The 25,654-nt window shown below is 66.6% G+C and carries 22 protein-coding genes; 10 read left to right on the top strand and 12 right to left on the bottom strand.

The window, feature by feature from the left end; translation table 11 throughout:
* The first annotated feature begins 2 nt into the window (after window positions 1–2).
* The 4 genes from QZ607_RS03690 to QZ607_RS03675 are packed head-to-tail and all read left to right on the top strand — an operon-like array spanning window position 3 to window position 5,376.
* Window positions 3–2,165 (top strand): hypothetical protein, encoded by a 2,163-nt coding sequence (locus QZ607_RS03690; protein ID WP_295879790.1) that lies wholly within the window; start codon window positions 3–5, stop codon window positions 2,163–2,165.
* A 2-nt stretch (window positions 2,166–2,167) separates the two neighbouring features.
* On the top strand, window positions 2,168–3,082 hold the full coding sequence (locus QZ607_RS03685; RefSeq protein ID WP_295879788.1) for a hypothetical protein: 915 nt from the start codon (window positions 2,168–2,170) through the stop codon (window positions 3,080–3,082).
* A 36-nt stretch (window positions 3,083–3,118) separates the two neighbouring features.
* Window positions 3,119–4,210 (top strand): ABC transporter ATP-binding protein, encoded by a 1,092-nt coding sequence (locus QZ607_RS03680; protein WP_295879785.1) that lies wholly within the window; start codon window positions 3,119–3,121, stop codon window positions 4,208–4,210.
* Complete coding sequence (locus QZ607_RS03675; RefSeq protein WP_295879783.1) at window positions 4,207–5,376, top strand: methyltransferase domain-containing protein; 1,170 nt, start codon at window positions 4,207–4,209, stop codon at window positions 5,374–5,376. Before QZ607_RS03680 ends, QZ607_RS03675 begins: the two co-directional genes overlap by 4 nt.
* Before the next feature lie 383 nt (window positions 5,377–5,759).
* Here the strand turns inward: QZ607_RS03675 and QZ607_RS03670 are convergent, their stop codons facing one another.
* A complete protein-coding gene (locus tag QZ607_RS03670) occupies window positions 5,760–5,891 on the bottom strand; it encodes a hypothetical protein (RefSeq protein WP_295879782.1) in 132 nt (43 codons plus the stop codon).
* Between the two features lie 327 nt (window positions 5,892–6,218).
* Between QZ607_RS03670 and QZ607_RS03665 the strand changes: the two genes are divergently transcribed.
* Both QZ607_RS03665 and QZ607_RS03660 read left to right on the top strand, forming a co-directional pair.
* Window positions 6,219–6,464, top strand: coding sequence for a DUF433 domain-containing protein (locus QZ607_RS03665; RefSeq protein ID WP_295879780.1), 246 nt, complete (start codon window positions 6,219–6,221; stop codon window positions 6,462–6,464).
* Complete coding sequence (locus QZ607_RS03660; protein WP_295879777.1) at window positions 6,461–6,835, top strand: DUF5615 family PIN-like protein; 375 nt, start codon at window positions 6,461–6,463, stop codon at window positions 6,833–6,835. Before QZ607_RS03665 ends, QZ607_RS03660 begins: the two co-directional genes overlap by 4 nt.
* Window positions 6,836–6,979: 144 nt before the next feature.
* Here the strand turns inward: QZ607_RS03660 and QZ607_RS03655 are convergent, their stop codons facing one another.
* The 5 genes from QZ607_RS03655 to QZ607_RS03635 form a co-directional block, all read right to left on the bottom strand.
* Window positions 6,980–8,587, bottom strand: coding sequence for a bifunctional GNAT family N-acetyltransferase/carbon-nitrogen hydrolase family protein (locus QZ607_RS03655; RefSeq protein WP_295879775.1), 1,608 nt, complete (start codon window positions 8,585–8,587; stop codon window positions 6,980–6,982).
* Window positions 8,588–8,754: 167 nt separating this feature from the next.
* Complete coding sequence (locus tag QZ607_RS03650) at window positions 8,755–10,374, bottom strand: ATP-binding protein (RefSeq protein ID WP_295879773.1); 1,620 nt, start codon at window positions 10,372–10,374, stop codon at window positions 8,755–8,757.
* 143 nt (window positions 10,375–10,517) lie between these two features.
* The gene (locus QZ607_RS03645; protein WP_295879770.1) at window positions 10,518–11,501 is read right to left on the bottom strand and encodes a GNAT family N-acetyltransferase; all 984 of its coding nucleotides are present in this window, start codon (window positions 11,499–11,501) and stop codon (window positions 10,518–10,520) included.
* Between the two features lie 155 nt (window positions 11,502–11,656).
* Window positions 11,657–13,603 carry a PAS domain-containing protein gene (locus tag QZ607_RS03640; protein WP_295879767.1) on the bottom strand — a complete coding sequence of 649 codons (1,947 nt, stop codon included), beginning with the start codon at window positions 13,601–13,603 and terminating at the stop codon, window positions 11,657–11,659.
* 448 nt (window positions 13,604–14,051) lie between these two features.
* Window positions 14,052–17,255: a PAS domain-containing protein gene (locus QZ607_RS03635; RefSeq protein WP_295879766.1), complete on the bottom strand. Its 3,204-nt coding sequence runs from the start codon at window positions 17,253–17,255 to the stop codon at window positions 14,052–14,054.
* 476 nt (window positions 17,256–17,731) lie between these two features.
* Here QZ607_RS03635 and soxA point away from each other — a divergent pair, with 476 nt between their 5' ends.
* Together soxA and soxX are read left to right on the top strand one after the other, a co-directional pair.
* A complete protein-coding gene (gene soxA, locus QZ607_RS03630) occupies window positions 17,732–18,574 on the top strand; it encodes a sulfur oxidation c-type cytochrome SoxA (protein ID WP_295879764.1) in 843 nt (280 codons plus the stop codon).
* A 29-nt stretch (window positions 18,575–18,603) separates the two neighbouring features.
* Window positions 18,604–19,395: a sulfur oxidation c-type cytochrome SoxX gene (gene soxX, locus QZ607_RS03625; RefSeq protein ID WP_295879763.1), complete on the top strand. Its 792-nt coding sequence runs from the start codon at window positions 18,604–18,606 to the stop codon at window positions 19,393–19,395.
* Window positions 19,396–19,484: 89 nt separating this feature from the next.
* On the opposite strand, the gene QZ607_RS03620 is transcribed toward soxX, so the two are convergent.
* Window positions 19,485–19,805, bottom strand: coding sequence for a DUF1840 domain-containing protein (locus QZ607_RS03620; RefSeq protein WP_295879761.1), 321 nt, complete (start codon window positions 19,803–19,805; stop codon window positions 19,485–19,487).
* A 319-nt stretch (window positions 19,806–20,124) separates the two neighbouring features.
* On the opposite strand from QZ607_RS03620, the gene QZ607_RS03615 reads away from it, so the two are divergent.
* A complete protein-coding gene (locus QZ607_RS03615) occupies window positions 20,125–21,285 on the top strand; it encodes a hypothetical protein (RefSeq protein WP_295879759.1) in 1,161 nt (386 codons plus the stop codon).
* A 144-nt stretch (window positions 21,286–21,429) separates the two neighbouring features.
* Here the strand turns inward: QZ607_RS03615 and QZ607_RS03610 are convergent, their stop codons facing one another.
* From QZ607_RS03610 to QZ607_RS03590, 5 genes are all read right to left on the bottom strand, one after another.
* Entirely contained in the window at window positions 21,430–21,795 is a 366-nt protein-coding gene (locus QZ607_RS03610; RefSeq protein WP_295879756.1) for a DUF5615 family PIN-like protein, read from the bottom strand.
* Complete coding sequence (locus QZ607_RS03605; RefSeq protein WP_295879754.1) at window positions 21,792–22,031, bottom strand: DUF433 domain-containing protein; 240 nt, start codon at window positions 22,029–22,031, stop codon at window positions 21,792–21,794. Before QZ607_RS03605 ends, QZ607_RS03610 begins: the two co-directional genes overlap by 4 nt.
* A gap of 208 nt (window positions 22,032–22,239) precedes the next feature.
* Window positions 22,240–22,422, bottom strand: a complete 183-nt coding sequence (locus QZ607_RS03600; protein WP_295879753.1) for a hypothetical protein — start codon at window positions 22,420–22,422, stop codon at window positions 22,240–22,242.
* A 19-nt stretch (window positions 22,423–22,441) separates the two neighbouring features.
* The gene (locus tag QZ607_RS03595; protein WP_295879751.1) at window positions 22,442–23,497 is read right to left on the bottom strand and encodes a PilT/PilU family type 4a pilus ATPase; all 1,056 of its coding nucleotides are present in this window, start codon (window positions 23,495–23,497) and stop codon (window positions 22,442–22,444) included.
* A 23-nt stretch (window positions 23,498–23,520) separates the two neighbouring features.
* Entirely contained in the window at window positions 23,521–24,690 is a 1,170-nt protein-coding gene (locus tag QZ607_RS03590) for a PilT/PilU family type 4a pilus ATPase (protein WP_295879749.1), read from the bottom strand.
* A gap of 510 nt (window positions 24,691–25,200) precedes the next feature.
* Here QZ607_RS03590 and QZ607_RS03585 point away from each other — a divergent pair.
* On the top strand, window positions 25,201–25,551 hold the full coding sequence (locus tag QZ607_RS03585) for a PilZ domain-containing protein (protein ID WP_295879746.1): 351 nt from the start codon (window positions 25,201–25,203) through the stop codon (window positions 25,549–25,551).
* Window positions 25,552–25,654: the final 103 nt, after the last annotated feature.

Here is a 25,654-nt window from a genome sequence, read left to right as displayed (position 1 = left end):
AAGTGAGCAGAAGTGAGGACTACGAAGCTGCGCTACGCGAAGCGCTGAGAAGCGAGAACTACAAAGCTGCGCTACGCGAAGCGCTGGAAAGCGTGAACAAACAAGAGACGGTATTCGAAGAGAATAAGGTTCCGACTGTTACACAGACAGGGGACTACTTAAAACGTATTATTGTGGACAAATCAAACGACCAGTTGCGCTCCGCGTTCGTTGCGCTGGTCGGCACACTAACGCTTCTGTATAGAAAGGAATTATTTGGCCACTTTAGCGATAACCCGCATCGCATTGTCGCGGAACTCGCTGACGCATTGCTCCCCGACCCCGAGGATGGTGGTACGGTCTCGCAAATGCTTGAAAGCCTCGTCAGATCAGACGACGATCTCCGAAAACTCTGGGATTGTCTATCGACTAGCCCCCACCCCCACTACCGTTTTTTTTACTGGAGTCGCCTCCCAATAACCTTACAAACAACCGGCGGCGAGAGAGCTGCAAAAACGATCTCACGCTTAGCCCGCGACGGCGGCCAAGAGGGCGTGTGGTTCGGCGTGGCACCGTCCGAGAAGGACTGTGCTCAATACGACACGTACTGTGATCTCCTCCACGACGAAATGCGCAGAGCGCTCCACTCTACGAACTTCGTGCTTCTGGACTCTATTGATGTGGGCAGCTACTACGATAAGGGGCTGTTAGTACCGATATGGAAGTACGGGAAGGCACCATTTGCAAACTTGGCTGATAAAGCCGAGGAACAATTTAAATCGATTAGCACTCACGAACTGGAGTTCTCAACGAAAGGAGGCAAACAGACACCAGGTGTTATAGATACACATAAACTTTCGCCAATTGTGCTACCAATTACTCTGAATTGGCATCTGCCGGCGCGTTCCAAATCATTCTCCACGTGCTCACATCCATTGCGCGAAGAAATTCGCCAGTGGGCTCGCCAGGATCGACCATGCATCGTTGACCTCGTAGGTTTAGTCGAACGAGCCATAGGCCAAGTTGGTGGCGACAAACCGGCTGACCAGCTTAAGTTTGAAGCAGATTTCTTTGTACCTCCCACAAACGACGCCGAACGACCGATCGTGCCCATGCAGTTGGCAAGTGGCGCGCATGTGACTTATTCACTATTCGCCTACACCGCCAAACTGCATGGAGAATGGCGGTCTTTGTTGCGAGTGGAGCGCGACCCAGGACAGTCTGGTGGGGAGACGTATAGGATTTTCTTCCCCGACCGAGGGTTCCGAGAAGAGTTGCGGCGCCGAATCGAGTACATGTTCAAGGTCGCTTTCTGCTTCGCGCCCGTTCTGACGCTATGCTTGGATCAGCAACGTGCAGCCGATGTCCGCAGTTTGTATAAATGCTGGTTCGATCCATGCTTGCCGATAGAGGGCGTTTACTTTCAGAAGCTGAACGTCAGCGATAATCTGCCCCTCTTTTCCAAGCATCCTGCCAGGGGTCGCGAAGACAATTCTGCATTGACCTGCATTGGTGGTTATTGCATCGCTGTTCTTAACCGCCTTCACAACTCGTCCCAAGAGGCGGAGAAAGCCACCGAGATCGCGGGGCTTCTTCGGAAGTATTTTTTGGCTGCCGATTTCTCCGGTTGCCTGCCTGAGAAGTCGGAAGGGGGCTTACCTGAGAAGTCGAAAAGGGGCCTACCTGACCTTATCCCAGACCGGGGCCAGTTCGCGGTTCGGCCAGCATTCCCGCAGTGGCGAAAACTCGAAGAGGCTGTGTCCGAGATCACTCGCACGTACTTCTGCGCGCTATTCTGGTACCGGGCCGTTTGGTGGAGGAAGCAGGACGGAGACTTAACGAACCGAAAAGCCGAAGAGTTGCGTGTTCAATTGGAAGCTTGGCTGGACTCTGTTTTGGACGAAGTCGCCGCCTGGGCCACTAGAATGAACGTGGGTGCGACCGCGGGGGGCATTAGGCCGGGTAAGCACTGGGACAGAGAGGTATTGAGACGTCAGACGCACGGTTTTCTTTCGGACGCTCCTCGGCTCATAAACGAGGCGATAGCGTTTAACAAAGCTTGGGACTCGACCATTTTTCGCCTAAGTGAAGGTTGCGTTGAAGCTCTTGAGCAACGACTTCGCAGCGTCTGTTTGCGAGAGGGCTGGGCGTTCGGTGCGAAGAGACAACAAGACGGGGAGGAGTAACAATGACCACTGGCGATTTTTTGATCAGCTTCGTGGGCAGTGTGGGCGCATCGATCCTGGCTATCTCTCTGGCGGCAGCTGCGGCGATATCTGGGTTGGTGCGGTCGGCGCAAGATCGCGTTCATCAGTGCATTGCACCCTTCGCTGATAAGGTGGGGCTTCTTGCCGATCAAGTGCGTAAGTATAGAAACGGCGGAGACATAGAGCCCAACGAGCTTAACAAGGCTTTGTCTGCGGTTGCCGCCGGAGGTGAGGACCTATCCGACGCTGCTGGATTAGTGTCTATCCTGAAAGACTACGGCACCTTTCGCGGCGAGTTGCTTGGCCTAGCCGAGTCTTTGGCGACGGTCTCCTTTGCGGACCATCTAGGAGACGCCGCTTCTGCGAGCGGTTTAGAACAAAAGATGGAGCGGATTCTCCCCAATTTAGACGATGAGGGCGTACCTATTGCGCAGAAGGTGTTAGCCTTGATAGAAAAGACGTGGTCTGAGGAAGAGTGGCCTAAGCTTGCCGCGGGCCGCCGAAGTTTACAGAGTTGGGCGCGGTTGCGTCGGTTAGAAGAGGCTGTTCACGCAAGCCTCGGGCTGTCGGTATTTTCTCTCTTGCTCGTTTCCGGAGCGGCGGTTCTCTGGCATCTTCCGGACAGCGTCTCCGTCTTGTGGATGTCTAGCACAGATCTGGCCGGGGCATTTTCCTCGGCCGCTTTGTTGTTGTTGTGGGGCGCCGTTTTCGTGTTGGCCTATCGGATCGTGGGGGAAAAGACGTCTGCCGGAATTACAGGGCTAGTGTTGGTGGTGGTTTTGATAATGTATGTCAGCGCAAAAGATAGTGCGAACCCGGCCAGTGACACAGCGTCTTCCCAGCAGAACACCATGACCGGCGCGCCGGCCGCGGCTCCCGTCTCGCCAGAGCCCTGATGCTGTCTTCAGCGATCGTTCTAGGCATGGCGCGTTATGCTCATACTCGATAGCCTGTCTTTCGGTTTTCGGGCCAGGCGCATTTTGAATAATGTGTCCTTGTCTGTCGCCCCGGGCGAGATCGTAGGTCTATTCGGTCCATCGGGCTCAGGCAAGTCCACGTTGGCCCGCGTCGTAGCCGGGCTGTTGGTGCCGGACAGTGGGAGGATCCGCCTGCACGGGGAGTCGCTCGGGGGCATTCCGGCGGCGATGAGACCTGTAGGCTTTCTCCAGCAGGGCTTCCCTCTGTATCCGCATATGACGGTGTTGGAGAACGTGGAGGTTTCGGTCGAGGTGCGGACGCCTGGCAAGGCGACCCGTGCGACCGCAGTTCTTGAGCAATTGGATCTACCCGAGCGGATCTGGCACCGGAAGCCTGAGAGTCTCTCCGGCGGCGAGGCGCAACGGGTGGCGCTCGCGAAGGTGTTGGCGAAGGATTGTCGCGCGTTGTTGCTGGATGAGCCGTTCAGCAATTTGAACAAGGAGCTGAGGCTGGCGCTCGGGCAGTTGGTTCGTGAGTCGGTGCGAGAAAGGCAGTTGCCGTGCATCTACATCTCTCACGACGAACACGACTTGATGCTGACTGCTGATCGGATAGCAGTGATGGAAGGCGGCAGGCTGATTCAAGCGGAGCCGATTGAGCGGCTTGTGCAATCCCCTTGCACTGCGCGTGCGGCTGGTATTGCTTTGGAGGTTGGCTTACAGTGGCTGCCACTCGCGTCTGTGGTGAAGCAAGCGGCAGTATCGGGCGTTGCCGAAGGTGGGCAGCTTCCCGAAGCGTGCGCCCGTGTCGCGTGGCGAGCGGACGACGCGAGTTTCATCTCTCGCCGCCCACACCGGGAGAGCACCGAACCGGGCGCGCTTGTCATCGGCGTGACCGTCGATCGCGTAGTGAGCGTCGGTCGGCGTCGTTTTTTGGCGTTGTGCGTTGCGGATGACACATCTGCTCGCATGCTCTGGGCTTCCGTCACCAGCGACCGCCTGGGTGATGGTTTTGCGGGGGAAGGGGCGCAGGCTGCCCTCCATATCCCCGCTGATCGTGTTCTGCTGCTCGATGCGCAGGACCGCGTTCTCGGTAGCTTGCGATGACCAACTATTACGAAGAGCTGTATGACATCGATTTCTTTTCGGGTCCGGTCTATGCGGCTCGGGTTGAGGGTGTTTCAGTAGACGTTGCCGTTACAGGCCCGGTGTGGGAGTCCTGGGCGTCGAGGGAAACAACCGTAAGCGCCGCGCGCCGGGCGTTTACGGAGCTCGCTGAGGCCGCGTGTGCTGCGGACGCGACACGCGCGCTGCGCTGCGTCACGTCGGAGGTGGACAGGGCGCTTCTCCTGCTGGTTGCAACAGAGGACGCCTATCGTTGCTGGGAACAGTCCCGGCTGTGTTGGCTGCTGCGGCTCCTGTGGGCGTCTGAGTTTCCGGACACGCGCCTGAAGGCGCGCAAGCTGTGTGCAGCCTGGGCGGCGTTGCGGGACCTGGATGCATGCCTTACTCCAACGTGCGTGCACGCAGCTTTCCCCGGCCATGACGCTGCGCACCCGCTGTGCCGTTTGGTGGGTGAGGCCGTCGACTTCTGCAACACGCACGACGGCGAGCGGTACACGCATAGTGACGTCAAGGTTGAGCGTCCTGTTCGGGAGGCGTGGGAACGCGGTGGCTTCGACATTCGGGTTCCGGCGGATGTCGAACACTTTTACCGCACCACATACGCCTATGTGCTGGAGCTCACCGCCGCGAATTTCCAAGTCCAGACTCTATTCAATTACCATGAGGTGTTGTCGCACCTGAGGCTTCTCGGCGTGCGGCAGATCTTTGACTACGGCGCCGGCATTGGGACCTTTCTCGCCCTGGCTGCGCGACAAGGGTTTGGCGGAACGTACGCCGACCTACCGTCGAGCACGTCAGCCTTTGCCCAAAGGATGCTTTCCGCCTGCGCGGCAGACGTTGTAATTGCGGAACTCGACTATCAGGAGACGCGGCTGGCCTCGGATCTCGACTGCATCCTGTGTACAGAGGTCATGGAGCATGTTTTCGAGCCGGAGCGCCTTGTCGAAGCATTCCATAGCTCGCTGAGGCCGGGCGGCGTTTTTGTTGTATCGGAATCCTTCGACTACACTGAGGAGTTCTGCACGCACCTTCCCTGGCATAAGGGCAAGGGCGGCCAACATTTCATCGAGTTCTTGCGCAAAACGGGATTTGCTCAGGTTCACACGCCTTTCACGATACATCCCACGCTTCACGTCAAGGTCGCCTAGCTCCGTCTCAGCTCTTGGCGCACCTCCATGCCTTCCCGGCCGCCAGGCGTGCAGCTCCTGTTGGCTGTCGCCTATGCAGCCTCACTGTGCTCAAGCACCTTATCCCGCGAGGCAATCCGGCGGTCCGTGACGTGGTGTCGGATCATCGCGAGCGTGTTCTGACGGGCTACGCAACGATGCGCGCCGATGATCGCCGCTGCTTGGCAACATTTGCAGCCGAGTCCGAGCGGCTAGTCCCGAGCGTTTGAGCGGCGGACGGCGGCGTTACATGCAGCTGCGCTGCCGAGGATGGCGCTGCGCAATCGCGAGAGGGTCTGGGACGGTAGACCAACGCAGCACCTCGGCGGCCCGGAAGCGTGCTGTGACCGCCAAACGCCTTCATGCTACCGCTCCCGCCACACCGTGGTGTACAGGTCATGCCGCCGGTCTTTCAGGTTCTGCACCGTGCCCTCGTAACGGGCCTCGGGCAGGGCCGTGAGGCCGGGATCGGCAAAGGCGACGGTCTCGACTGGCACGGCACCGTGGCCACGCGCACGGTCTCCATGAGCTGCCCGCCGTAGTGCTTCTGCCGTGTCTCCTCCGCCTCGTCCGCCGCCTGCGGGTTGCGCCAGAGCAGGTGCACCCCGTAGCCCATGGACTGCTGGTCCTCGGTCCGGTAGCCGGGCATCAGGCCGATGACCTTGAAGTCGTTGCGCGAAACCGGGAGCTGGAGCTGGGCCGGGCAAGTCTCATGAGGCGCGCCAGACCCGCCTGACGCCTGCTCGATCCTGCTAGACTGCGGGTGTGGGCGTCCACAGGACTTTTTTTGGTTCGGCAGCAGCGATCAGCGCCAAGGCGACCCCATGATTCAAGACGAGCTTCTCCAACGCATCACCGCGCGCCCCGACGTGTTCGGCGGCAAGCCTATCATTCGCGATCTGCGTATCTCCGTGGAGATGATCCTGAGCCTGCTCGCCCAGGGCGAATCCTCCGATGCGATCCTCAGCGACTACCCCGGGTTGGAGCACGCAGACATCAACGCCTGCCTTGCCTACGCCCATGCCGTGATCGCCAATGATCGTCTCGACCACATCGCGATACACGGTTGAAGTTTCTCGTTGACCGTTGCGCCGGACGCCGACTCGCCGACTGGCTGCGGGATCAGGGCCACGACGTTCGCGAGGCAACCGAAATCGTCCCGGACCCCGGCGACCAGGCCCTCTTGCGCTGGGCGGTCCGCGAACAACGGATCCTCGTTACCATCGACAACGACTTCGGGCTCCTCGTCTTCCACCACAATGAGCCGCACACCGGCATCCTGCGCCTACCCGACCTGCCTGCCGCGCAGCGAATCGCCCTGACGGCACAGATCATCGAGCGCTACACGGACGTCCTTGCCGATGGTGCGATCCTGACCGTCGGTTCAGACCGCGTGCGCATCTCTGCACCACACGGCCGGGGACCGACTGATATCGGTTAACTCTCAGCCGGTGGTTTCAGCGACATCGCAGGGCGCATGGCGATCTCTTTGCGCAGTCCGCTGATCGGCCAGACCCCCGGGATCAGAAACATAACGACAACGAACGCCCAAGGTTGAACAGGTTTCGCACACAGTCCCCAATGCCTAGCGCTCCCGCCACACGGTGGTGTACAGATCATGCCGGCGGTCTTTCAGGTTCTGCACCGTGCCCTCGTAGCGGGCCTCGCGCAGGGCCTTCAGACCCAGGTCCGCGAAGGCGACGGTCTCGACGTTGGGGCTGGTGTCGGCGGCGATGCCGTCGCGGGCAAAGGGGAAGTCGCAGGGGGTGAGGATGCAGCTCTGGGCGTACTGGATGTCCATGTTGGCGACATTGGGCAGGTTGCCGCAGTTGCCGGACATGACCACATAGCACTGGTTCTCCACGGCGCGGGCCTGGCTGCAATAGCGCACCCGCAGGTACGACTGGCGCTCGTCGGTGCAGAAGGGCACGAAGATGATATTCGCGCCCTGGTCGGCGAGGTGGCGTGCCAGCTCCGGGAATTCGGCGTCGTAGCAGATGAGCACGCCGATGGGGCCGCAGTCGGTGTTGATGGCGGCAAGCTCATGGCCGCCCTCGATGTTCCACCAGTAGACCTCGTTGGGGGTGGGGTGGATCTTGGGCTGCTCGTGCACCTCGCCGTCGCGCAGGCACACATAGCAGATGTTCTCCACCCGCCCGTTCGGCATCTTGGTGGGGTGCGAGCCGCCGATGATGTTGATGTTGTAGCGCACGGCCATGTCCCGCAGCGCTTCCTTGATGGGGTCGGTCCAGCGGGTGAGCGCCTCGATGGCCTCGGCGGGGGAGAGCTCCTGATCCTCCATGGACAAGAGCTGCAGGGAGAACAGCTCCGGGAAGACGCAGAAGTCCGCCCGGTAGTCGGAGGTGACGTCGACGAAGTAGCGCACCATGTCCAGGAACTCGTCGAAGGACTTCACGCGGCGCTGCTGGTACTGCACGGTGGCCACGCGCACGGTCTCCATGAGCCGCCCGCCGTAGTGCTTCTGCCGGGCCTCTTCGAGCTCGTCGGATACCTGCGGGTTGCGCCACAGCAGGTGCACGCCATAGCCCATGGACTGGGTGTCCTCGCTCCAGTAGCCGGGCATGAGGCCGATGACCTTGAAGTCGTTGCGCAGCTGAAAGGTCAGCACCGGGTCGTGCTCGCGGCCGGCTTCCACGGCCTCCACGTACGCCTCCGGCGTCTCGTAGCGGTTCTCGGCGCGGGTCAGGGCGTCGCGCAGGGTGGGCAGCCGCCCGCCGTAGATGATGCCCTTGAGCGCCCAGGCCTGGGCCAGCTTCTTGCGCTCGTCGTACAGGCGCTGGCCGATGCGCAGCCCCCGGTAGTCCGGGTCCACGCAGACCTCCATGCCGTAGAGGTAATCCCCGTTGGGGTCGTGGCGGCTCGCATAGCCGCCGCCGGTGATCCAGGTCCAGTCATGCGGCTTCAGCGCCACCCGGCCAGAGACCACGAAGCTGGAGCAGAAGCCGATGAGCTTGCCGTCGGCTTCCGCGACGAACTGCCCCTCCGGAAACTTGTTGATCTGCCCACGGATCATCGCGGAGGTGTAGCCGCCGATGCCGGCGCCGGCGTAGGCGCGCTCGAACAGGGCGCGGATGGCGGGCACGTCGGCGGGTGTCGCGTTGCGGACGTTGAGGCGCTCGACGTTGTCGGCGGGGTTGTCGCCGGCGTTGGGCGTGCTGGGGGTGGTGGACAAGGGTGGGCTCCGGGCTCGGGCTGATCGGGTCGTGTGACCGTCGATTGTGCCATCCGGCAGCCGGCGCCGGCAGGGCTCCCATGGCGGCTGTGACCCGGCGCTTCAGCCCGGATTGCGTTTTGCGCCCCGGGCGGCATGCAGCCCGCGACGCCATGGCCCAAGGCGCTTCAGCCGCGACCATGCCGGCGAATGGCGCCGATGAGATCCTCCGGGGGGCCGCCTTTGGTCACATAGGCGGCGGCGTCAGCCTCGCGCATGATGTGATGGTCATCGACGATGAGGACGCCCCAGGAGCGCGGCCGCCGGCGTACCTCGATGGCCGCTGGACCTGCTGCCGCGGTGACCGCCACCGGCGCTGCTGCCGCCTTGGCGTGCTTGGCCGCAGGCACCGCCAGGTCCACCCTGGTGCCCCTGTCCGGGGCGCTTTGCAGCTCCATGCGCGCGCCCATGTGGGTCAGGCGCTGCTGGATGCTGAACAGGCCGAAGCTCATTGCTTCAGGGCGCACCGTCGCCAGGGCGGCTGGGTCGAAGCCGGCGCCGGCGTCGGCGACGCTGAGCCGCAGCGCGTCCGTGTCGGACCGGGTGAGGGTTACTTCCGCGTGTTCGACACCGGCGTGCTTGACGACGTTGAGCAGCAGCTCGCGGACGCATTCGAACAGCAGCACGTGCCAGTCGTCGTCCGCGGGCTCGGCGGTGGTATCGGCCCGCAGCCGCACCGCGAGCCCGTGTTGCTCGCGCATGCGGTTGACGAGCCAGTTGAGACCGCCGATGAGACCGTGCTCATGCAGCACGGGCGGGCTCAGCTCCACGGCGAGGGAGCGCGAGGCGGTGAGCGCCTCCGCGAGCGATCGGCCGGCTTCCTCGGCCGCCCCGCGCAGCCGTGTCGGGTCTTCCGCCCGGCTCATGCGGCTCACCTGGATCTGCGGGGCGACGATGAGCTGTTGGATGTGGTCGTGCAGGATGGTGGCGAGACGCCGGCGCTCGTGCTGCTCGGTGCGCGTCAACCGGCTCGCCAGCGCGCGCAGCTGCTCGGCCTGGCGTTGCACCTCAGCCGTGCGCGCGGCGACTTCCACTTCCAGGCTGCGATTCAGCGCCGCGAGCCGCTCCTCCGCCTGCTTGCGCTCGGTGATGTCGAGGTGCACGCCCGCGACACGCAGCTGAGCGCCTGCTTCGTCGCGGGCGTAGACCCGCCAGCGATCGAGCAGCCAGCGCCAGCCGCCATCGGCGTGACGCATGCGGTACTCGGTGCCGATCACGCGCAGCGCATCCAGGCCGTCGGCGGCCATGGCGGCAAGCCCGCGCAGCAGCTCGGCCTCGGCACCGAGATAGCGAGTCGGCTTGTCCGCCACGGCCAGCACGCCAGCGACGGCCCGCGTGCGCAGCAACGGCACCGCCAGGGTGCGCGGCTGCGTCTCGTCCCCATCCGCTGCGGGCAGACCCACAGGCGCGCCCAGCTCCGCCGCGCCCAGGCTCTGCCGGCGGCAACGGGCCAATGCGTCTGTGGCCTCCCCGGCCGGTGCGTTCTCGGCGTCTTGCAGTACGCTGCAGCAGACGCGGCCGTCGCCGTCCACCAGCGCCTCGGCCGCTGGTCGCAGTGGACCGGCGGCCGAGGCCGGCAGGGTGAGCAAGGCGGTGCTGCTGCGGGTGAGCGCGAGGGCGTGGCACAGCGCGGTGTGGAGGATCAGCGTCGCGTCGCCGCGGGCCGCGGCCTCCCAGATCTCAGCACGGGCACGCAACAGTGCCTCCCCGCACTGCCGGTCGGTGCTTTCGATGGAGCGCTTCGACATGGTTGGGAATGCGGGGTTGACCCAAGCCCACCACGCTAACAACCGCCCCGGAATGTGTGCATCCTTGCATCGGTGGAAAACGCCCATTCGTCTGTCAGGTTACGCCCGATACGGTGCTTGGTGCCCCGCGCCGGGCAATCTGCTCAAGACAGGTCCGCGTCCGCCGCGCGCTGGAGCATCGCCCAGCTCGGATAGCTGAGGCCCGGGATGCGCGGTGTCGCAACCGGCAGCCCATGCTCGCGGGCATAGGCCTCCCAGAGCTGGATCTTATGCGCCAGGCCTTCGGGCAAGCCGGTGTCCATCCAGCGCAGGCGCTCGGCCCAGGTGTGTGGGCTGCGGATCAACGGCCAGCCGTGGACGGCGAGCCACAGCGCCAGGGTCGGCTCCCAGCGCAGCCGGGTGCGGTTGTCCGCGCGCTCGGCGTCGCTGCGGTAATCGTGCCAGCGCAGCTGTGCGCCGGCGCGGGTGGCGCTGATGAGCGGTGTTTCGGCGTCTGGGCGCAGCAGCGTCATGCGCCCGGCGGCCAACTGCACCCGCGGCGGCGGCTCGCCGCGCCAGCGCACCAGGCTCAGGGCGTGCTTCCAGTTGGCCACCGCGAAACCGCAGCTCAGATACAAGCGCACGGCCGGCTGCCAGAGCCAGTCCGTCTCCAGCCTCAATGACCCGAGGCCCACCTGCTCCACGGCACGGTAGAGTGCCGCGAGCAGGCGGCGGGCATGACCGCGGCGGCGGTGCTCGGGCAGCAGGTACAGACTCGCGAAGCGCAGCTGCGGCTCGCCCCAGCCCGAGTCCCAGACCTGGAGCGCAATCGTGCCCACGCGCGCCCCGTCGGCTACGAGCCAGTAGGACAGGTACCAGTCGGACTGCCGCGGGTCGGTGCTGCGCTCGCCGGGCAGCAGCAGGCGCTGGGACCAGGCGTCGATGTGCGCCGCGGTCATGCTGCGCGGGTCCGGGCGCGACGCCGCATCGGCGACGCGGTGGTCGAGGAAGCTGCACAGCTCGCAGGCGCGCCAGAACGTGCAGGCGTCGGCGTCGTCCAGGGCCAGCGGCATGACGGCGGGCGTCGCCGCCCGCAGGGGCTCGGCGACCCGCCGGTGCAGCTGCTCGAGTGCGGCGTCGTCCAGCATAGTCGGCTACAGGGTCCGATCTTCGCGCTCTGATGCCTTGGCGCTCGGGATACCGCTGTGAGGCTGTGCAAAGATTGTGAAGTGCCCGCCGAGAGCGTGCTGCGATAGCCGGTGCTTGCACAGTCTCTTTGCGGTGCCGTGAGATCAGCCCGGGCTCAAACGCCCCGCAACCCCGACGCGTCGCCATGCAGGCGGATGGCCTCGATCAGGTCCTCCGGCGGTCCGCCCTTGGTGAGATAGGCTGCGGCGCCGGCCGCGCGCATGGCGTCGGCGACGCCGCGGTCTGAGTGCATGGACAGGCCGATAACCCGGATGCCCGGGCTGTGGGCGAGCACGCGGCGGGTTGCCTCGACGCCGTCGATGCCGCTGCCGAGGTTGATGTCCATGACGATGACGTCGGGCAGCAGCTCGGCGGCGAGGGCAATGGCCTGTGTGCCGTCGGCGGCCGCGCCCACCACCTCGATGTCCGGCTCGGCCTGCAGCAGCCCCGCCAGCCCGTCGCGCACAATGTGATGATCATCGACGATCAGCACCCGGCAGCAGGTCGCCGGCGTGTGCTGCGCGAGCACCGCAGCATTGCGGGCGCGGGTGGCGGCGGCGGCCGCGGACAGCTGCGGCGCTGTGGCGGCGGGCAGCACCAGCGTCACCTGCGTGCCCTGCCCCGGCACGCTGGCGAGCGTCATCCAGCCGCCGATGTGCTTGAGACGCTCCTGGATGCTGAACAGACCGAAGCTCATCTCCTCCGGCTGCTGCTCGCGCAGGTGCGCCGGCTCGAAGCCGCAGCCCGCGTCGGACACGCACAGATGAATGTCGCCCAGGGCGGAGCGCAGCAGCGCCACCTCGGCCTCCGTCACACCGGCATGCTTGGCGACATTACGCAGCAGCTCCCGCGCGCATTCGAAGCACAGGAAGCGCAGCTCATCGCCGGCGGGCTCGGCGTCGGCCGCCGCCTCCACGCGCACGCGCAGGCCCTGCTGGCTCAGCATGCGCCCGGCGAGCCAGTGCAGCGCGGGGACCAGGCCGCTCTCGTGCAGCACCGGCGGGCACAGCTCCACGGTCAGCGAGCGCGACGCCTCCAGCGCCTGCTGCAGGACCTCCGCCGCGCTCTCCCGCGCCGCCTGCACGCTCGCGGCGTCGCCCGCCCGGCCCGTGCGGTTCACCTGCATCTGCGCCGCGACGATGAGCTGCTGGATGTGGTCGTGCAGGACCCCGGCGAGGCGGGTGCGCTCCTGCTGCTCGGTGCGGGTGAGCTGGCTCGCGAGGGCGCGCAGCTGCTCTGCTTGCCGGCCGACCTCGGCGGTGCGCTCCGCCACCCGCTGCTCCAGGGTGCGGTTCAGCTCCGCGACGGCTTGCTCGGCGGCCTTGCGCTCGGTGATGTCCAGATGTACGCCGACGACGCGTTGCACCTCGCCGCCCGCGTCCCGGGCGTACACCTGCCAGCGGTCGAGCAGCCAACGCCAGCCGCCGTCGGCATGGCGGATGCGGTACTCGGTGCCGTACTCGCTGATGCGCCCGGCCATGGTGTCCATGGCTGCCGCGCGCAGACGCGCCTGGTCGTCCGGGTGGATCATTCCGAGCCAGCGCTCGACGGTCATGTCCGTATCCGGCGGCAGGCCCAGCTGGCGCAGGAAGCGCGCGTCCACGTCCGCATAGCCGGTGACCAGATCGCCTTCGTAGAGCCCGAGGTCGCCGGCGGCGAGCGCCGTCTCCAGACGGGCGCGTGCTGCGCGCAGCTCGGCCTGGGTGCGGAGGTAATCGGTGACGTCGAGTACCGTGGCGATGACCCCGCGCGCCGGCGCCTCCGGGTCCACCAGCGCCAGACATAGGGCCACGTCCAGGATGCGCCCGTCCTTGCGCTGGAGCTGTGCATCCACCCGCACGACCGACTGCTCGGCGAGCTTCGGGTACACGGCCCGGCCCACGGCCTCGAAGGCGGCGTCGGACGGGTGCAGCATGCGCAGCGACTGGCCGATGAGCTCCTCGCGGGCATAGCCGCTCATCTCGCACAGCCGGTCGTTGACCTCGCACAGGACCCGGTCCACCGAGAAGCCGACGCCCATGGGCGAGGCGTGGAAAAGGACTTCCATGCCTGGGGTTGCCATTGGCGTCGCCATGCTGACGGTACGGGCCGGGGCTGCCGGCGGCGCGGAGGCTGTCGGCCCCGACCGGGCGTCGGCCGGGCGCTGCGCAGGGGGCGTCTGCGGAGAGAGCCCCCCGGCGCAGTCATTGGTGGATTCGATGCTCATGGGCGTGCGGGCCAGTCAGGCCGATTTGTGAGCATAGGGGCTCGCCACGGGTAGGAGTCCACAAGGTGTCGGCGAAAACGCGCGCCTCGTCCGCGGTTGTGCCGGGGCATCGGCAGATACCGTTCGGTAGGCTCGGGCGTGGCCCGGTACAGGCGCCGCAGCCGCCCCGGGCAGCTATCCTGATGCGTCCGATGATCAAGGCGCGAGAGGCGGGAGCGCTCCCAGCGGGCGCAGGGCACAGCGTCTCAGCCGCAGCAGGCCGACGCAGGGCACCGACAGGCGCCCGGCGCGCGTGCCGTTGCACTCAGCCCCGCCGGTGGGCGCGGATTGCGGTGAGCAGGTCGTCCGGCGGGCCGCCCTTGGTGACATAGGCGGCGGCGCCGGCGGCATGCATCGCCGCTGCCACCTCCTGGTCCAGGTGCATCGACAGGCCGACTACTGTGGTGTCGGGCGCCACCGCGAGCAGCCGGCGCGTGGCTTCGATACCGTCGATGCCGGTGCCCAGGTTGACGTCCATGATCACGACGTCGGGCGCGAGCGCCATGACCTGTGCGACAGCGCGCTCGCCGTCGGCGGCCTCGCCCACCACCTCGATGTCGGGCTCCACCTGCAACAGCCCGGCGAGCCCTTCACGCATGATCTGGTGATCATCCACGATTAGCACCCGGCAGCGCTGCGCGCGGTGGCGCACCGTCATCGGCAGGATATCACCTGCCGCCGCAGCAGTGCCGGCCGCCGCGGGCTGGTCTGCCATGGGGACGACCAGGGTCACGCGGGTGCCGCGGTGGGGTGCGCTCTCGATGTCCATCCGGCCGCCGATGTAGGCCAGGCGCTCCCGGATGCTGAAGAGCCCGAAGGTCATGGCCTGGGGCTCGATGTGTTGCAGCACCGCGGGATCGAAGCCCTGGCCGGTGTCGCTCACGATGAGGCGGATCTCCCCTGGGGCGCATCGCAGCAGCGTCATTTCCGCCTGTGTAACGCCGGCGTGCTTGTTCACGTTGAGCAGCAGCTCGCGCGCGCACTCGAACAGCAGGAAGCGCACCTCATCGTCGGCGGGCTCGGTGGCTGTGTCGGCGCGCAGCCGCACCGCCAGGCCGTGGCGCTCGCGCATGCGCGTGGCGAGCCAGTTGAGCCCGCCGATGAGACCTGCGTCACGGAGCACCGGTGGACTGAGCTCGACGGTGAGCGAGCGCGACGCCTCCAGTGCCTCCTTGAGCACTTGGCTCGCCGCCTCCGCCGGCGCCCGCAGGCGCGACCCGTCGGCGGCGCGCGCGAGCTGACCGACCTGCATTTGCGCGGCGACGATGAGCTGCTGGATGTGGTCGTGCAGGATGGTTGCGAGGCGTTTGCGCTCGCGCTGCTCGGTGCGGCTCAGCTGGCTTGCCAGCGCGCGCAGCTGCTCGGCCTGGCGGCGCAGCGCTGCGGTCTGGGCGGCGACACGGTCCTCCAGGGTGCGGTTCAGGTCCGCGAGTGCTTCTTCGGCGGCCTTGCGCTCGGTGATGTCGAGATGGGCGCCGGCGGCACGCAGGATCTTCCCGTCCGTGGTGCGCACGAAGACGCGGGCGCGGTCCAGGATCCAGCGCCAGCTGCCGTCGGCGTGTCGCAATCGGTACTCCGCGTGCCAGTTGTCCGCTCTGCCCGCGTCGAGGTCCGCGATCAGGCGCTCCATGTGCGCATGATCGTCGGGATACAGCAGCTCGAACCAGCGCGCCACCGTGAGCGGGCCATCTGCCTGGGTGAGCCCGAGCTGTGCCAGGTAGCGGTCGTCCACGGCAAGTCGCTTGGTGCCGTCGGCAACATTGATCTCGTAGAGGCCAAGCTCGCCGCCTTCCGCCGCCAGCTCCAGCCAGTCGCGGGTGGCCTGCAAGTCCGCCTCGGTGCGGCGGAGCACCGTGACATCGACATGGGCTCCGGCGGAGCGCTGCACCCGACCGTCCGGGGTACGCTCAAAGACCCGCGAGCGGTCCAGGATCCAGCGCCAGCTGCCGTCCGCATGGCGCAGCCGGTACTCGACTTCCATACCGTCGCTGACGCCATGACCGTAGTCGTCGATGCACTGCCTGAGCCGTCCGCGGTCCTCGGGGTGCAGCAGCCCGAGCCAGCGCTCCAGCGTAAAGGCGCCATCGGCTTCGGTGAGCCCGATCTGCGCCAGATAACGTGCGTCCACGCTCAGCTCCGGCGCACCCTTCACGAGGTTCACCTCGTACAGCCCCAGATTGCCACCTTCCAGGGCCATGTCCAGCCGCGCGCGGGCGGTGCCCAGGTCGGCTTCGGTGCGGCGCAGCGCGGTGATGTCCGTGTGCGTGCCGATCATGCGCAGCGGGCGGCCTTGGGCGTCGCGCTCGAAGACCCGCCCGCGGGAGAGCACATGGCACCAGTCACCGCCCGCGGTGCGCAGCCGATATTCGGTCTGAAACTGCGTGTCAGCGGCCAGTGCGGCCTCGCCCTCGGCGGCGATGCGCCCGCGATCGTCCGGATGGATGAGCCCCTGCCACTGGTCGATGTCGATGACAAGGGGCCCAGCTCCCATGCCGAGCATGCGCAGGTAGGCCTGGTTGACGCTGACCCGGCCGCTCGCGATGTTCCAATCCCAGACGCCGATGCCGGCCACGTCGCTGGCGAGCGCTGCGCGCGCTTCGCTGTCGCGCAGCGCCGCACGGTCGCGCAGGGCGTTGACGCCGTCGGCGGCCATCGAAGCGATCTCGCGCAGCAGCTCCGCATCGTCGTCCTCGTAGACCGCAGCCGCGCCCGCGACCGTCAGGACGGCGGCGACGGTCCCGCCGCGCAGCAGCGGCACGGCCAAGGGGTTGTCCGTGCTCGCGGCGGCACCCTGGGGCAGTCCGACGGGTCTGCGTGTCTCGACGGCCGCCATGCTTTGGCGGCGACAATGGCCAAGCAGGCTGTCCCCGGCCGGTTGCCCGGTGCCTGCGTCCGCGCCGCCCAGCGAGCAGTCCACACGCCCGTCGGCGCCGCACCGGGCGTCGGCGTCCAGCCAGGGCGTATCGGCATCCAGCGCGGGCAGTTGCAGCAGCGCGACGCTGCTGCGGGTCGCCGACAGGGCCTCGCGGAGGGCGGCAGACAACAAGACACCGCGATCCCCGTGTCCGACGGCGTCCGAGATCTCAGCGCGCAGCCGCAGCAGCGCCTGCGCGCGGCGATACGGCGTGGCATCGAGCACGGAGGCGATGATGCCGGATTCGGGGTCGCCCGGCCGCAGGGCCGTGATGTGCAGGGCGAGGTCGATGATCCGGCCATCCTTGCGGCGCATCTGCACGTCGAGCTGCGCCTGGGGCTGACGAGCGAGCAGGGCCTCGCCGGCCGCCGCGTAATCCTCCTCCGAGGCGTACAGGAGCCGCGTGGGCTGCCCGATCAGCTCGTCCCGGGTATAGCCGCTGATGGCACAGAACCGGTCGTTGACCTCGCGGAAGACCCGGCTCACGGAGAAGCTGACGCCCATGGGCGAGGCATGGAACAGGGTCTCGAGGGCGGGCAGGGCGGCGGCGTTCATGTCCGTCGGCGAGCTTGTGTGTGTGGCATCGGGCGGGCCCGACAGATGCCGGCGGGCGCGCCTGGTCCTTGGCCTTGCGGCGGGTGGGCCGGCGTGCGCGCGCGCTCCGGCAGGCTGCTCATGGTCCTCGCAAGGTGGCAGGGACAGCCATGCAGCTTAAACGGCCCGGCGCGATTGCATCTCCCGCCATGGTGCGTGCGGTCCATGGACTTGCCTCAGCGGTCCGCCATCGGCGCGACGGCGCTGGGTGCCGCCGTTTGCCGGCCGGCACCGAAGCCGCCCGCTGCAGGCGGCGATGCATCGGGAAATCCTGTCGATAAAATCAGATTCTCGAAGGATTGACATGCGCGGCCGACCATATGTTGCTCCCCCGCGGCCGCGTCCTCGGCCCGCGCTCAGCCTAGGCGTCGGCCGGGCGCACAGCGGCTCACCACCACCACAACGACACCCCCGGTTGAAGGGAGGGCAAGCTGCCTATGTACAAAACCATCACAACCGCCGCCACCCTGGCGGCCCTGCTGACCACCGCCGCGATCGCGGACGAGCTCCGCGCGCCGGAGGACGTGCTGCAGGGGCTCATCGACGACAACGAATCCGCGTACCTGACCCAGAGCGAGCAGAACATCATGATGATGCCGGACAACGCGGCGCTCTGGACCGCCGAGGAAGGCAAGGACCTGTTCTTCGAGGAGCGCGGTCCGAACAACAAGTCGCTGGAGACCTGCGACCTCGGCAAAGGCCCGGGCGTCGTGGACGGCGTCTATGTGGAGCTGCCGCGGTTCTTTGAGGATACCGGCCGCGTGATGGACCTGGAGAGCCGGCTCGCGTACTGCATGACCAGCATCCAGGGTTTCTCGCCGGAGGACCCGGAGGTGAAGCGACGCCACGGCTCGGACTCCGACATGATGAAGCTGCAGACCTACATCGCCAACCGATCCAGCGGCCTGCCCTGGAACCCGCCCATGGACCACCCGCTGGAGCAGGCCATGCGTGACGCGGGCGAGGTGCTGTTCTATCGCCGCGCCGGCACCTCGGACTTCAGCTGCGCCACCTGCCACACCAACACCGGCAAGCGCATCCGCGCCTCGGTGCTGCCCAACATCAACGAGCCGCACGAGTGGACGAAGGCCATCTCCTGGCCCGCCTACCGCGTCGGGCATCAGCAGGTCCGCAGCAGTAATCACCGCATCCGCGGCTGCTATTGGCAGATGCGCCAGCCGCAGAGCATCCCCGGCTCCGATGCCGCCATCGCGCTCATGTCCTTCTGGACCGACGCGGCCCGCGGCGAGCCGGCCATTCTGCCCGACAAGAAGCGTTGAGCACCGCCATCAGCCAGGAGGACCCAGCCATGACACACCCAGCGACCCACCGCTCCCCTGTACACGGCACCCCGGTACACCGCTCCCCGGTACACCGCTCCCCGGTACGCAGCGCCCTCGCAGCCGCGGCGCTGCTCGGACTGTCCGCCGCCGCCATGGCCGCCCCGCCGGCGCCCGAGGCCGCCTACACCGCCATGAGCGCGGAAGAGCTCGCCGACTACCTGGTCTTCGAGGCGGGCGGCTTCGACCTCGACGCCAAGACGCAGGACGGCGGCACCGCGCGCGAGCGCATGACCCAGGACCGCACGCAAAAGGTCTGCTCCGCCATCGCCCGCAGCGGCACAGACCTGGACCGGGCCACGGCGGCGAAGATCAGCGCGTTGGCGGATGACACCATCGAGTTTCCGGAAGACGGCGTTGCGCTCGGCGACTGGCAGCGCGGCGAGGAGATCGCCCGCTCCGGCTTCGGCTACCGCATCGGCCATCGCGTGGACAACCACGACGAGCGCACGCCCGGCGGCAACTGCTACGCCTGCCACCAACTGGACCCGAACGAGATCGCCTATGGCACCGTGGGCCCGAGCCTCACCGGTTACGGCCGGCTGCGCGGCACCAGCGAGGCCATGCTGAAGCACACCTATCAGATCCTCTACAACCCGAACCTGTTCTTCCCGTGCACGACCATGCCGCGCTTCGGCCACCATGGGACCCTGACCCAGCAGCAGATCGCCGACGTGATGGCCTACCTTCTGGACCCGGAGTCGCCGGTGAACCAGGAGCCGCCGCAGACGGCAGACGCAGAGTCCGCCGACACTGACTGAAGCCGGCGGTGCAGCCCGCAAATCGCGGGCCCTGTGCAGCAGCCGGCGGCTCCGTCAGCGCAGCCGCCGGCCGATGCTCACGCCCCGCCTCAGCTCTGCTCCCACATCACGTTCTTCTCGTCCCGCGCGGCCGCCTCCAGCAGCTCGACCAGCGGCAGGGCGCGCTTGGCGAGACTCACGCTTTCCCGGCGGGCATCCTCGTCGTCATCATCCCCGCGCTCCGGGTTGAGCGGTGCGTTGGGGTTGCGCGCAACGGCGTCCCGGAGCCTCTCCAGGGCCCTGGGCACGTCCTCGGCGAGGATGGCGCCGGGGACGGTGCCGCTGTGGCCCATCATTTTGATCAATGCCTTGGCGACGTCGCCGAACATGGTGATGTCGGCATAGGAGGGGGTCTTGAAGGTGATGAGCATGGCGTCTCCCGGGCGTCAGCAGGGTCTCCGCGTGGGCGGGTTCAGGGCAACAGGATAGCGCCGGCCGCGGTGGGCCGCTTGCGCCTGTCCGCGCTCAGGCTCGGCGTTGTGCGCCAAGGCCCGGCACGGCAGCCGGTCCCGGTCAAGCCGCCGGCCATGGAGACAGCCGGCGGCGATGAGGACAGCCGGCGGCGCCGAGGACAACCGGCGGCGCTGGGCGACTGCCGGGCGGAAAAACGACCGGCAGAGTAGGGTTATGCGGTGTAGGGCGCTACACTGCGCGGCGCCGATCCCCAAGCGCACCGAGAAGGAGCCCGCCATGCAGACAGGCCCCCGCCAGCTCGTCACGCCCTTCCGCCCGATCCCGCTGGATGTTCCGGAGGGCATGGCGCCCAACGAGTTCTTCAACAGCGCCGAGAACCTGAACGACCTGGTCAGCAACAACGGCCTGCTCAGCAACCCGGAGCACCTGCTGCTGTACCGCAAGGCCCTCGGCCACTCGGGCACCTTCGACTGCTCCATCATCTACAACACGGCGCGGGAGATCCTGAACCCGCTCGGCCGCCCGGTGCGTCGCACCCAGGTGCCGGAGCGGGTGCGCCGGGTCTGGAACCGCATGAACGCGGTCATCATCGGCTACATGCTGGAGCACTGGCCGGACCCGGCCGAGGCCCTGGTGCTGGCGGGCGAGGCGAGTCTGGACGCCACCTGGCCGCTGACGGCGCCCGGGGTGCCCAGCATCCGCATGCTGCACAACCACTTCATGGTCTTCCCGATGGCGGACCTGCGCGCCGCCGAGCTCGCCGACCCGAGCAACCCGAACCTCACCGACGGCGGCCAGCACAGCCTGTTCCAGGCGCACATGCGCGATGTCTACCGCGCCTTCTTCGACACCGCGCTGGACCTGGAGCTGCTGCGCCCGGCGCGCGGCGCGGCGTCCGCGCTCGCACTCACGGGCTATCCGCAGGGCCTGCCCTGCTGGGAGATCGCGGGGGGCGCCGCGGCGCTCAGCGACATGCGCTTCTGGCATGAGTACGACGCCCTGCTCATGGGCTTCCTCGACTTCTACCGGACCTTCTTCAGCCAGGTCTCCAGCCGCAACGCGGACCCGCTGCCGGACCTCTACTTCCCGGCCGCCGTGGAGCGGGTGCTGCTCGCCAACGACGCCTTCATGGGCACCGCCAAGACCATCCGCGAGCGCTGCATCAAAGAGCCCGCCTATGCCAACGCCATCCGCTGGGAGCCTGCCTTTAAGCAGCTGATCTATCGTGGGTACGGGGGCGACGACGGCCGGCTGTTCGTCACCATCAGCCAGAACTCCATCGGCAACGCCATCACGGAGCTGCTCGGCGTTGTGGTCAAGCGCGTTCCGGACGCCGATGCTTACGCCCGGCTGGAGCCCGCGCTGATGGCGCACCTGCAGCGGGTGGGCGAGCGGCTCGCGGCGGCGGACCTGGGGGAGATGCTGGGGGCCGATTGAGCACGGTGGCTGACCAAGCCATTGGTCTTTCAAGACTGCACCGAGGGGCACATCGCTAAGTGTGTGCCGGATGAGCTGGCGCAGGTGCCGGCACACAAAACCCTGTTGCGCTGCGAGCCCGGCGAGGGTCTCCCCATCGGCAACTCAAATCGGCAATCGGCGCACCCGAATGCGCGTTTCGTCGAAGACCACCATCGCGCCCTCCGCCAGATCAGCCTTGATGCCGGGCAGGTTCAGCAGCAGCAGGGCTGCTTGTTGCTCTGGCCAATGACCTGTCCTACGACGAAAAAGAATACAGGAGGGGCGGTGTGTTCCAGACGCCGCAAGCAACGTTCCGAAGTCCGTATCGGCGGACACCAGAATCCGATGTTCTGCCGCCGCGCGGGCAAAGATGCGCTCGTCCATCGCTGTCGCCATGTCGATGTCTCGTACATGGATCGCATCGTGCCCGGCCTCTGCCAGGCGCGCGCCAATCAGCGGCGACAGGGCGTTGTCGATTAGGAATTTCACGTTCCTGTCAGCAAAGGAAGCTCGCGCTCACGAACCGCCTCGGCTGCGAACAGGAGTGCTTGGCGGATATCTTCCGCCTCTAAATCGGGGTAAGCGGCGAGGATTTGGGACTCGGGCATTCCGTCGGCCACCATGCCGACGACGGTCGCGACCGGGATGCGCAGTGACCGCAAGCAGGGCTCGCCTGCCATTTGCTGTGGATTGATTGTGATGCGGTCGAGACGTTGGGTGGTCATCTCATCGAGCTCCGACTGTCGGGGCGGTTTTCCAGGCAGACATGGCAAGCACCGATAGTGTGGCATGACTCCTGCTGCCTTGCCCGATGGCTGCGGGGCCGCTGACGGGACATCCGGCGCGTGTTCGGTGTGTCGCGTTGAGCGGACGCCCGCTGTTCAGGCCCCGCAGACGCGATGCAGTCCAGGTGTCATGGTCGCGGGCCGAGGCTTACACCAGCCCAGGGTCGCGCCCGCGCTCATCCGGCATCCCCGGCTGCCGGGTGCCGGGCACCCAGAGCACGACGGTGCGCAGGCTGCGCGCCGCGAGCGCCGCGCGAATGGCGGGATGCGTCTGGGAGGTGCTGCGGGTCTGTGAGCCGGGTTTGGCCTGCGCGATGGCAGCGTGCCGCACCCGGCGAGCCCCGCCTGCCTCAACCGAAATTGATCCGCGCCTCCAGATTCGCCCGCGAGTCGGCGTTTACCAGGCATTCATCCAGGTCGATGCGGCCGGAGCGGTAGAGCCGCAGCAGAGCGTTGTCGAAGGTGGTCATGCCGCCTTCTTCGGTGCTGGCCATGGCGTCCTGGATCTCGTCGATGCGCCCATCGCGGATGAGGTCGGCGATGTGCGGGGTGTTTACCAGGATCTCGATGGCGGCGGTGCGCTTGCCGTCCACCGTGCGCACCAGGCGTTGGGAGATGATGGCGCGCATGTTGAGCGAGAGGTCCAGGTACAGGGTCTTGTGCAGCTCCTGCGGGAACATGTTGATGATGCGCTGCATGGCCTGGTGGGCGTTGTTGGCGTGCAGGGTGGAGATGGCGAGGTGGCCGGTGCCGGAGAGCTCGATGGCGGCCTCCATGGTCTCGCGGGTGCGGATCTCGCCGATGAGCACCACGTCCGGCGCCTCGCGCAGTGAGCTCTTGAGCGCCGCCGCATAGGACTTGGTGTCCACGCCCACCTCGCGCTGGTTCACCACGCAGCCCTGGTGCGGGTGGATGTACTCCACCGGGTCCTCGATGGTCAGGATATGACCCGAGCTGTGCTTGTTGCGATGGTCGATCATCGCGGCGAGCGTGGTGGACTTGCCGGAGCCGGTGGCGCCCACCATGAGCACGATGCCGCGCTTGTGCATGACCAGCTCCTTCAGCACCTCCGGCAGGCCCAGCTCCTCGCAGGTGAGAATCGTGTTGCTGAGATAGCGGATCACCATGCCGGCGTGGCCGCGCTGGTGGAAGGCATTGATGCGAAAGCGCCCGCGGTCCTCCAGGCCGACGGCGAAGTCCAGCTCCCGCTCCGCCTCGAAGGCGGCGATCTGCGCCTCGTCCATCAGCGCATGCACCGCGTCCAGGCACATCTGGGGGCTGTAGACGGTGGTGCCGATGTCGTGCAGCTGGCCCTCGATCTTGATGCGCACCGGGCAGCCGGCGCTGACATAGATGTCCGAGGCCTTCTTGCGGATCATCATCTCCAGGTAGGGCGTGAAGTCCATGGCGTTGGCTCCCCGAGCAGGCGTCAGTGCGCGCCGAAGGTGCCGGGCTCGTCGTCGTCGCCGACGATGGAGAGCCCGTCCACGTCGCCCAGCACGTCGTGTTCCTCCGCATCCTTGCCCTCCAGCTTGATGCGCAGGCGCAGGTCGGTCATGGAGTCGGCGGAGCGCAGGGCGTCCTCGTAGGAGATCTGGCCCGCCTCGTAGAGGTCGAACAGGGCCATATCGAAGGTCTGCATGCCGCCCTCTTTGGACTTGCGCATGACGGCCTTGATCTCGTGCACCTTGCCTTTGAAGATCAGGTCCTGGATCAGCGGCGAGTTGATCATGATCTCCACCGCGGCGATGCGCCCGCCGCCCACCTTGCCGATGAGACGCTGGCTGATGACGGCCTTCAGGTTCAGCGACAGGTCCATCAGGAGCTGCGCCCGGCGCTCTTCGGGAAAGAGGTTGATGATGCGGTCCAGGGCCTGGTCGGCGTTGTTGGCATGCAGCGTGGACAGGCACAGGTGGCCCGTCTCGGAGAAGTTGATGGCGTGCTCCATGGTCTCCCGGGTGCGGATCTCGCCGATCAGGATGACGTTGGGCGCCTGGCGCAGGGTGTTGACCAGGGCGTTGTCCCAGCTTTGGGTGTCCACGCCCACCTCGCGCTGGGTAATCAGGCACTTGTCGTGCTTGTGCACGAACTCCACCGGGTCTTCGATGGTGATGATGTGGCCGAAGGTGTTGGCGTTGCGGTAGCCGAGCATGGCCGCAAGCGTGGTGGACTTACCCGACCCGGTGCCGCCCACCACCAGGACGAGCCCGCGCTTGGTCAGGATCAGGTCGCGCAGGATGGGGGGCAGGTTGAGGTCTTCGATCTTCGGGATGTCCGTGGGGATGATGCGCAGCACCGCCCCCGTGCGCCCCTGCTGGACGAACACATTGACGCGGAAGCGCCCGATGCCCGGTGGCGCAATGGCGAAGTTGCACTCCTTGGTGGCGTCGAACTCCCGGATCTGGTGGTCGTTCATGATGGAGCGCACCAGGGTGGAGGTCTGCTCCGGTGTGAGCCGCGACTCGGTGAGCGGCGTCAGCTTGCCGTCGATCTTGCAGGCGGGCGGAAAGTCCGCGGAGATGAAGAGATCGGACCCCTTGCGCTGCAACATCGTGCGCAGGCAATCCAGCATGTACTTGGCGGCCTGTTGGCGGTCCACGGTGCGTCCTCCGTCGTCTGCTGGGCCGTGATGACCTGATTCGCGTGTGCGGGTAAGCCCCTCAGCGCCGTCGGTGGTCTGCCGACACAGGCAAAGATACAACGAACGCCGCCCCTCGGTGTGCTGTGGACAAGGGTTCGCCACAGCCGCGTCTACGGCTCATCCGCCGCCGCGGGTCGGACCCTGCGCCCGGGGCATCCAGGCTCCTGCTGACGCTCGGCGTGCGGGTGCCCAGCTCGCCGGCTCGGCCGGCCCGGCGCTGTTGGGCGCCAGCGCCAGCGGGCGCCGGGGCCGCGCGCACAGCGGCGGATGCCTGTCGGTCCGCAAACCCGCATCCGCTCCCCGCCGTCGCGCCTGTCGGGGCTTCCCCCGGCCGCACCTAGAAGGCATTGACTCCCATGCAATTTCCCTTTGTTCAGAAATAATTTGGTCACAAAAGCTGAATTTCGTTGTCAAGAACATATCCTAAGATGTCGGGATAAGAGCGAATCCGAGTGGGGACTACCTGACGTGATCAACGAACGCCGTTACGCCGCGCGACACCGCATCGATCTGCCGGTCTACATCCGTTACGGCCGCCGCCCCTTCCTGGGCGCCACGGCGCGGGATCTCTCCGTGGGCGGTATGTTCCTGTCGGTGCAGTCGCTGACGCTCCCCGCCGGTACGCCCATCGAGCTGGAGCTGAGCTGCCTGGGCCGGGACTGGCTCATCCCCGCCGTCGTCATCCACGGCGACAACAGCGGCGTCGGCGTTATGTTCCGCGAGCCGCAGTCGGCGCTCTTCCGCGGCCTGATGCAGGCCACCGACATGCTCCCGCCCATCACCACCGCCCCCGGTGCCGAGGCGGACTACCGCCCCTGACCCGCCACCACTGACCTTGGCGCTCGCAGACGCCTGGCGCACCCGCGCGCCACAGCGGGCGGCTCCCGGCCCCCGCCGGCCAAAGGCCGCGAGCCCCTCCACG

The sequence above is a fragment of the uncultured Thiohalocapsa sp. genome, assembly GCF_913063425.1.
Lineage (GTDB): Bacteria > Pseudomonadota > Gammaproteobacteria > Chromatiales > Chromatiaceae > Thiohalocapsa.
This window is presented reverse-complemented; position numbering and strand designations above follow the sequence as displayed.

Coding starts and splice junctions, on each gene's coding strand:
- QZ607_RS03685 (WP_295879788.1), top strand. CDS start 2,168: ATGACCACTGGCGATTTTTTGATCAGCTTCGTGGGCAGTGTGGGCGCA.
- QZ607_RS03680 (WP_295879785.1), top strand. CDS start 3,119: ATGCTCATACTCGATAGCCTGTCTTTCGGTTTTCGGGCCAGGCGCATT.
- QZ607_RS03675 (WP_295879783.1), top strand. CDS start 4,207: ATGACCAACTATTACGAAGAGCTGTATGACATCGATTTCTTTTCGGGT.
- QZ607_RS03665 (WP_295879780.1), top strand. CDS start 6,219: ATGATTCAAGACGAGCTTCTCCAACGCATCACCGCGCGCCCCGACGTG.
- QZ607_RS03650 (WP_295879773.1), bottom strand. CDS start 10,374: ATGTCGAAGCGCTCCATCGAAAGCACCGACCGGCAGTGCGGGGAGGCA.
- QZ607_RS03645 (WP_295879770.1), bottom strand. CDS start 11,501: ATGCTGGACGACGCCGCACTCGAGCAGCTGCACCGGCGGGTCGCCGAG.
- QZ607_RS03640 (WP_295879767.1), bottom strand. CDS start 13,603: ATGGCAACCCCAGGCATGGAAGTCCTTTTCCACGCCTCGCCCATGGGC.
- QZ607_RS03635 (WP_295879766.1), bottom strand. CDS start 17,255: ATGAACGCCGCCGCCCTGCCCGCCCTCGAGACCCTGTTCCATGCCTCG.
- soxA (WP_295879764.1), top strand. CDS start 17,732: ATGTACAAAACCATCACAACCGCCGCCACCCTGGCGGCCCTGCTGACC.
- soxX (WP_295879763.1), top strand. CDS start 18,604: ATGACACACCCAGCGACCCACCGCTCCCCTGTACACGGCACCCCGGTA.
- QZ607_RS03620 (WP_295879761.1), bottom strand. CDS start 19,805: ATGCTCATCACCTTCAAGACCCCCTCCTATGCCGACATCACCATGTTC.
- QZ607_RS03615 (WP_295879759.1), top strand. CDS start 20,125: ATGCAGACAGGCCCCCGCCAGCTCGTCACGCCCTTCCGCCCGATCCCG.
- QZ607_RS03605 (WP_295879754.1), bottom strand. CDS start 22,031: ATGACCACCCAACGTCTCGACCGCATCACAATCAATCCACAGCAAATG.
- QZ607_RS03595 (WP_295879751.1), bottom strand. CDS start 23,497: ATGGACTTCACGCCCTACCTGGAGATGATGATCCGCAAGAAGGCCTCG.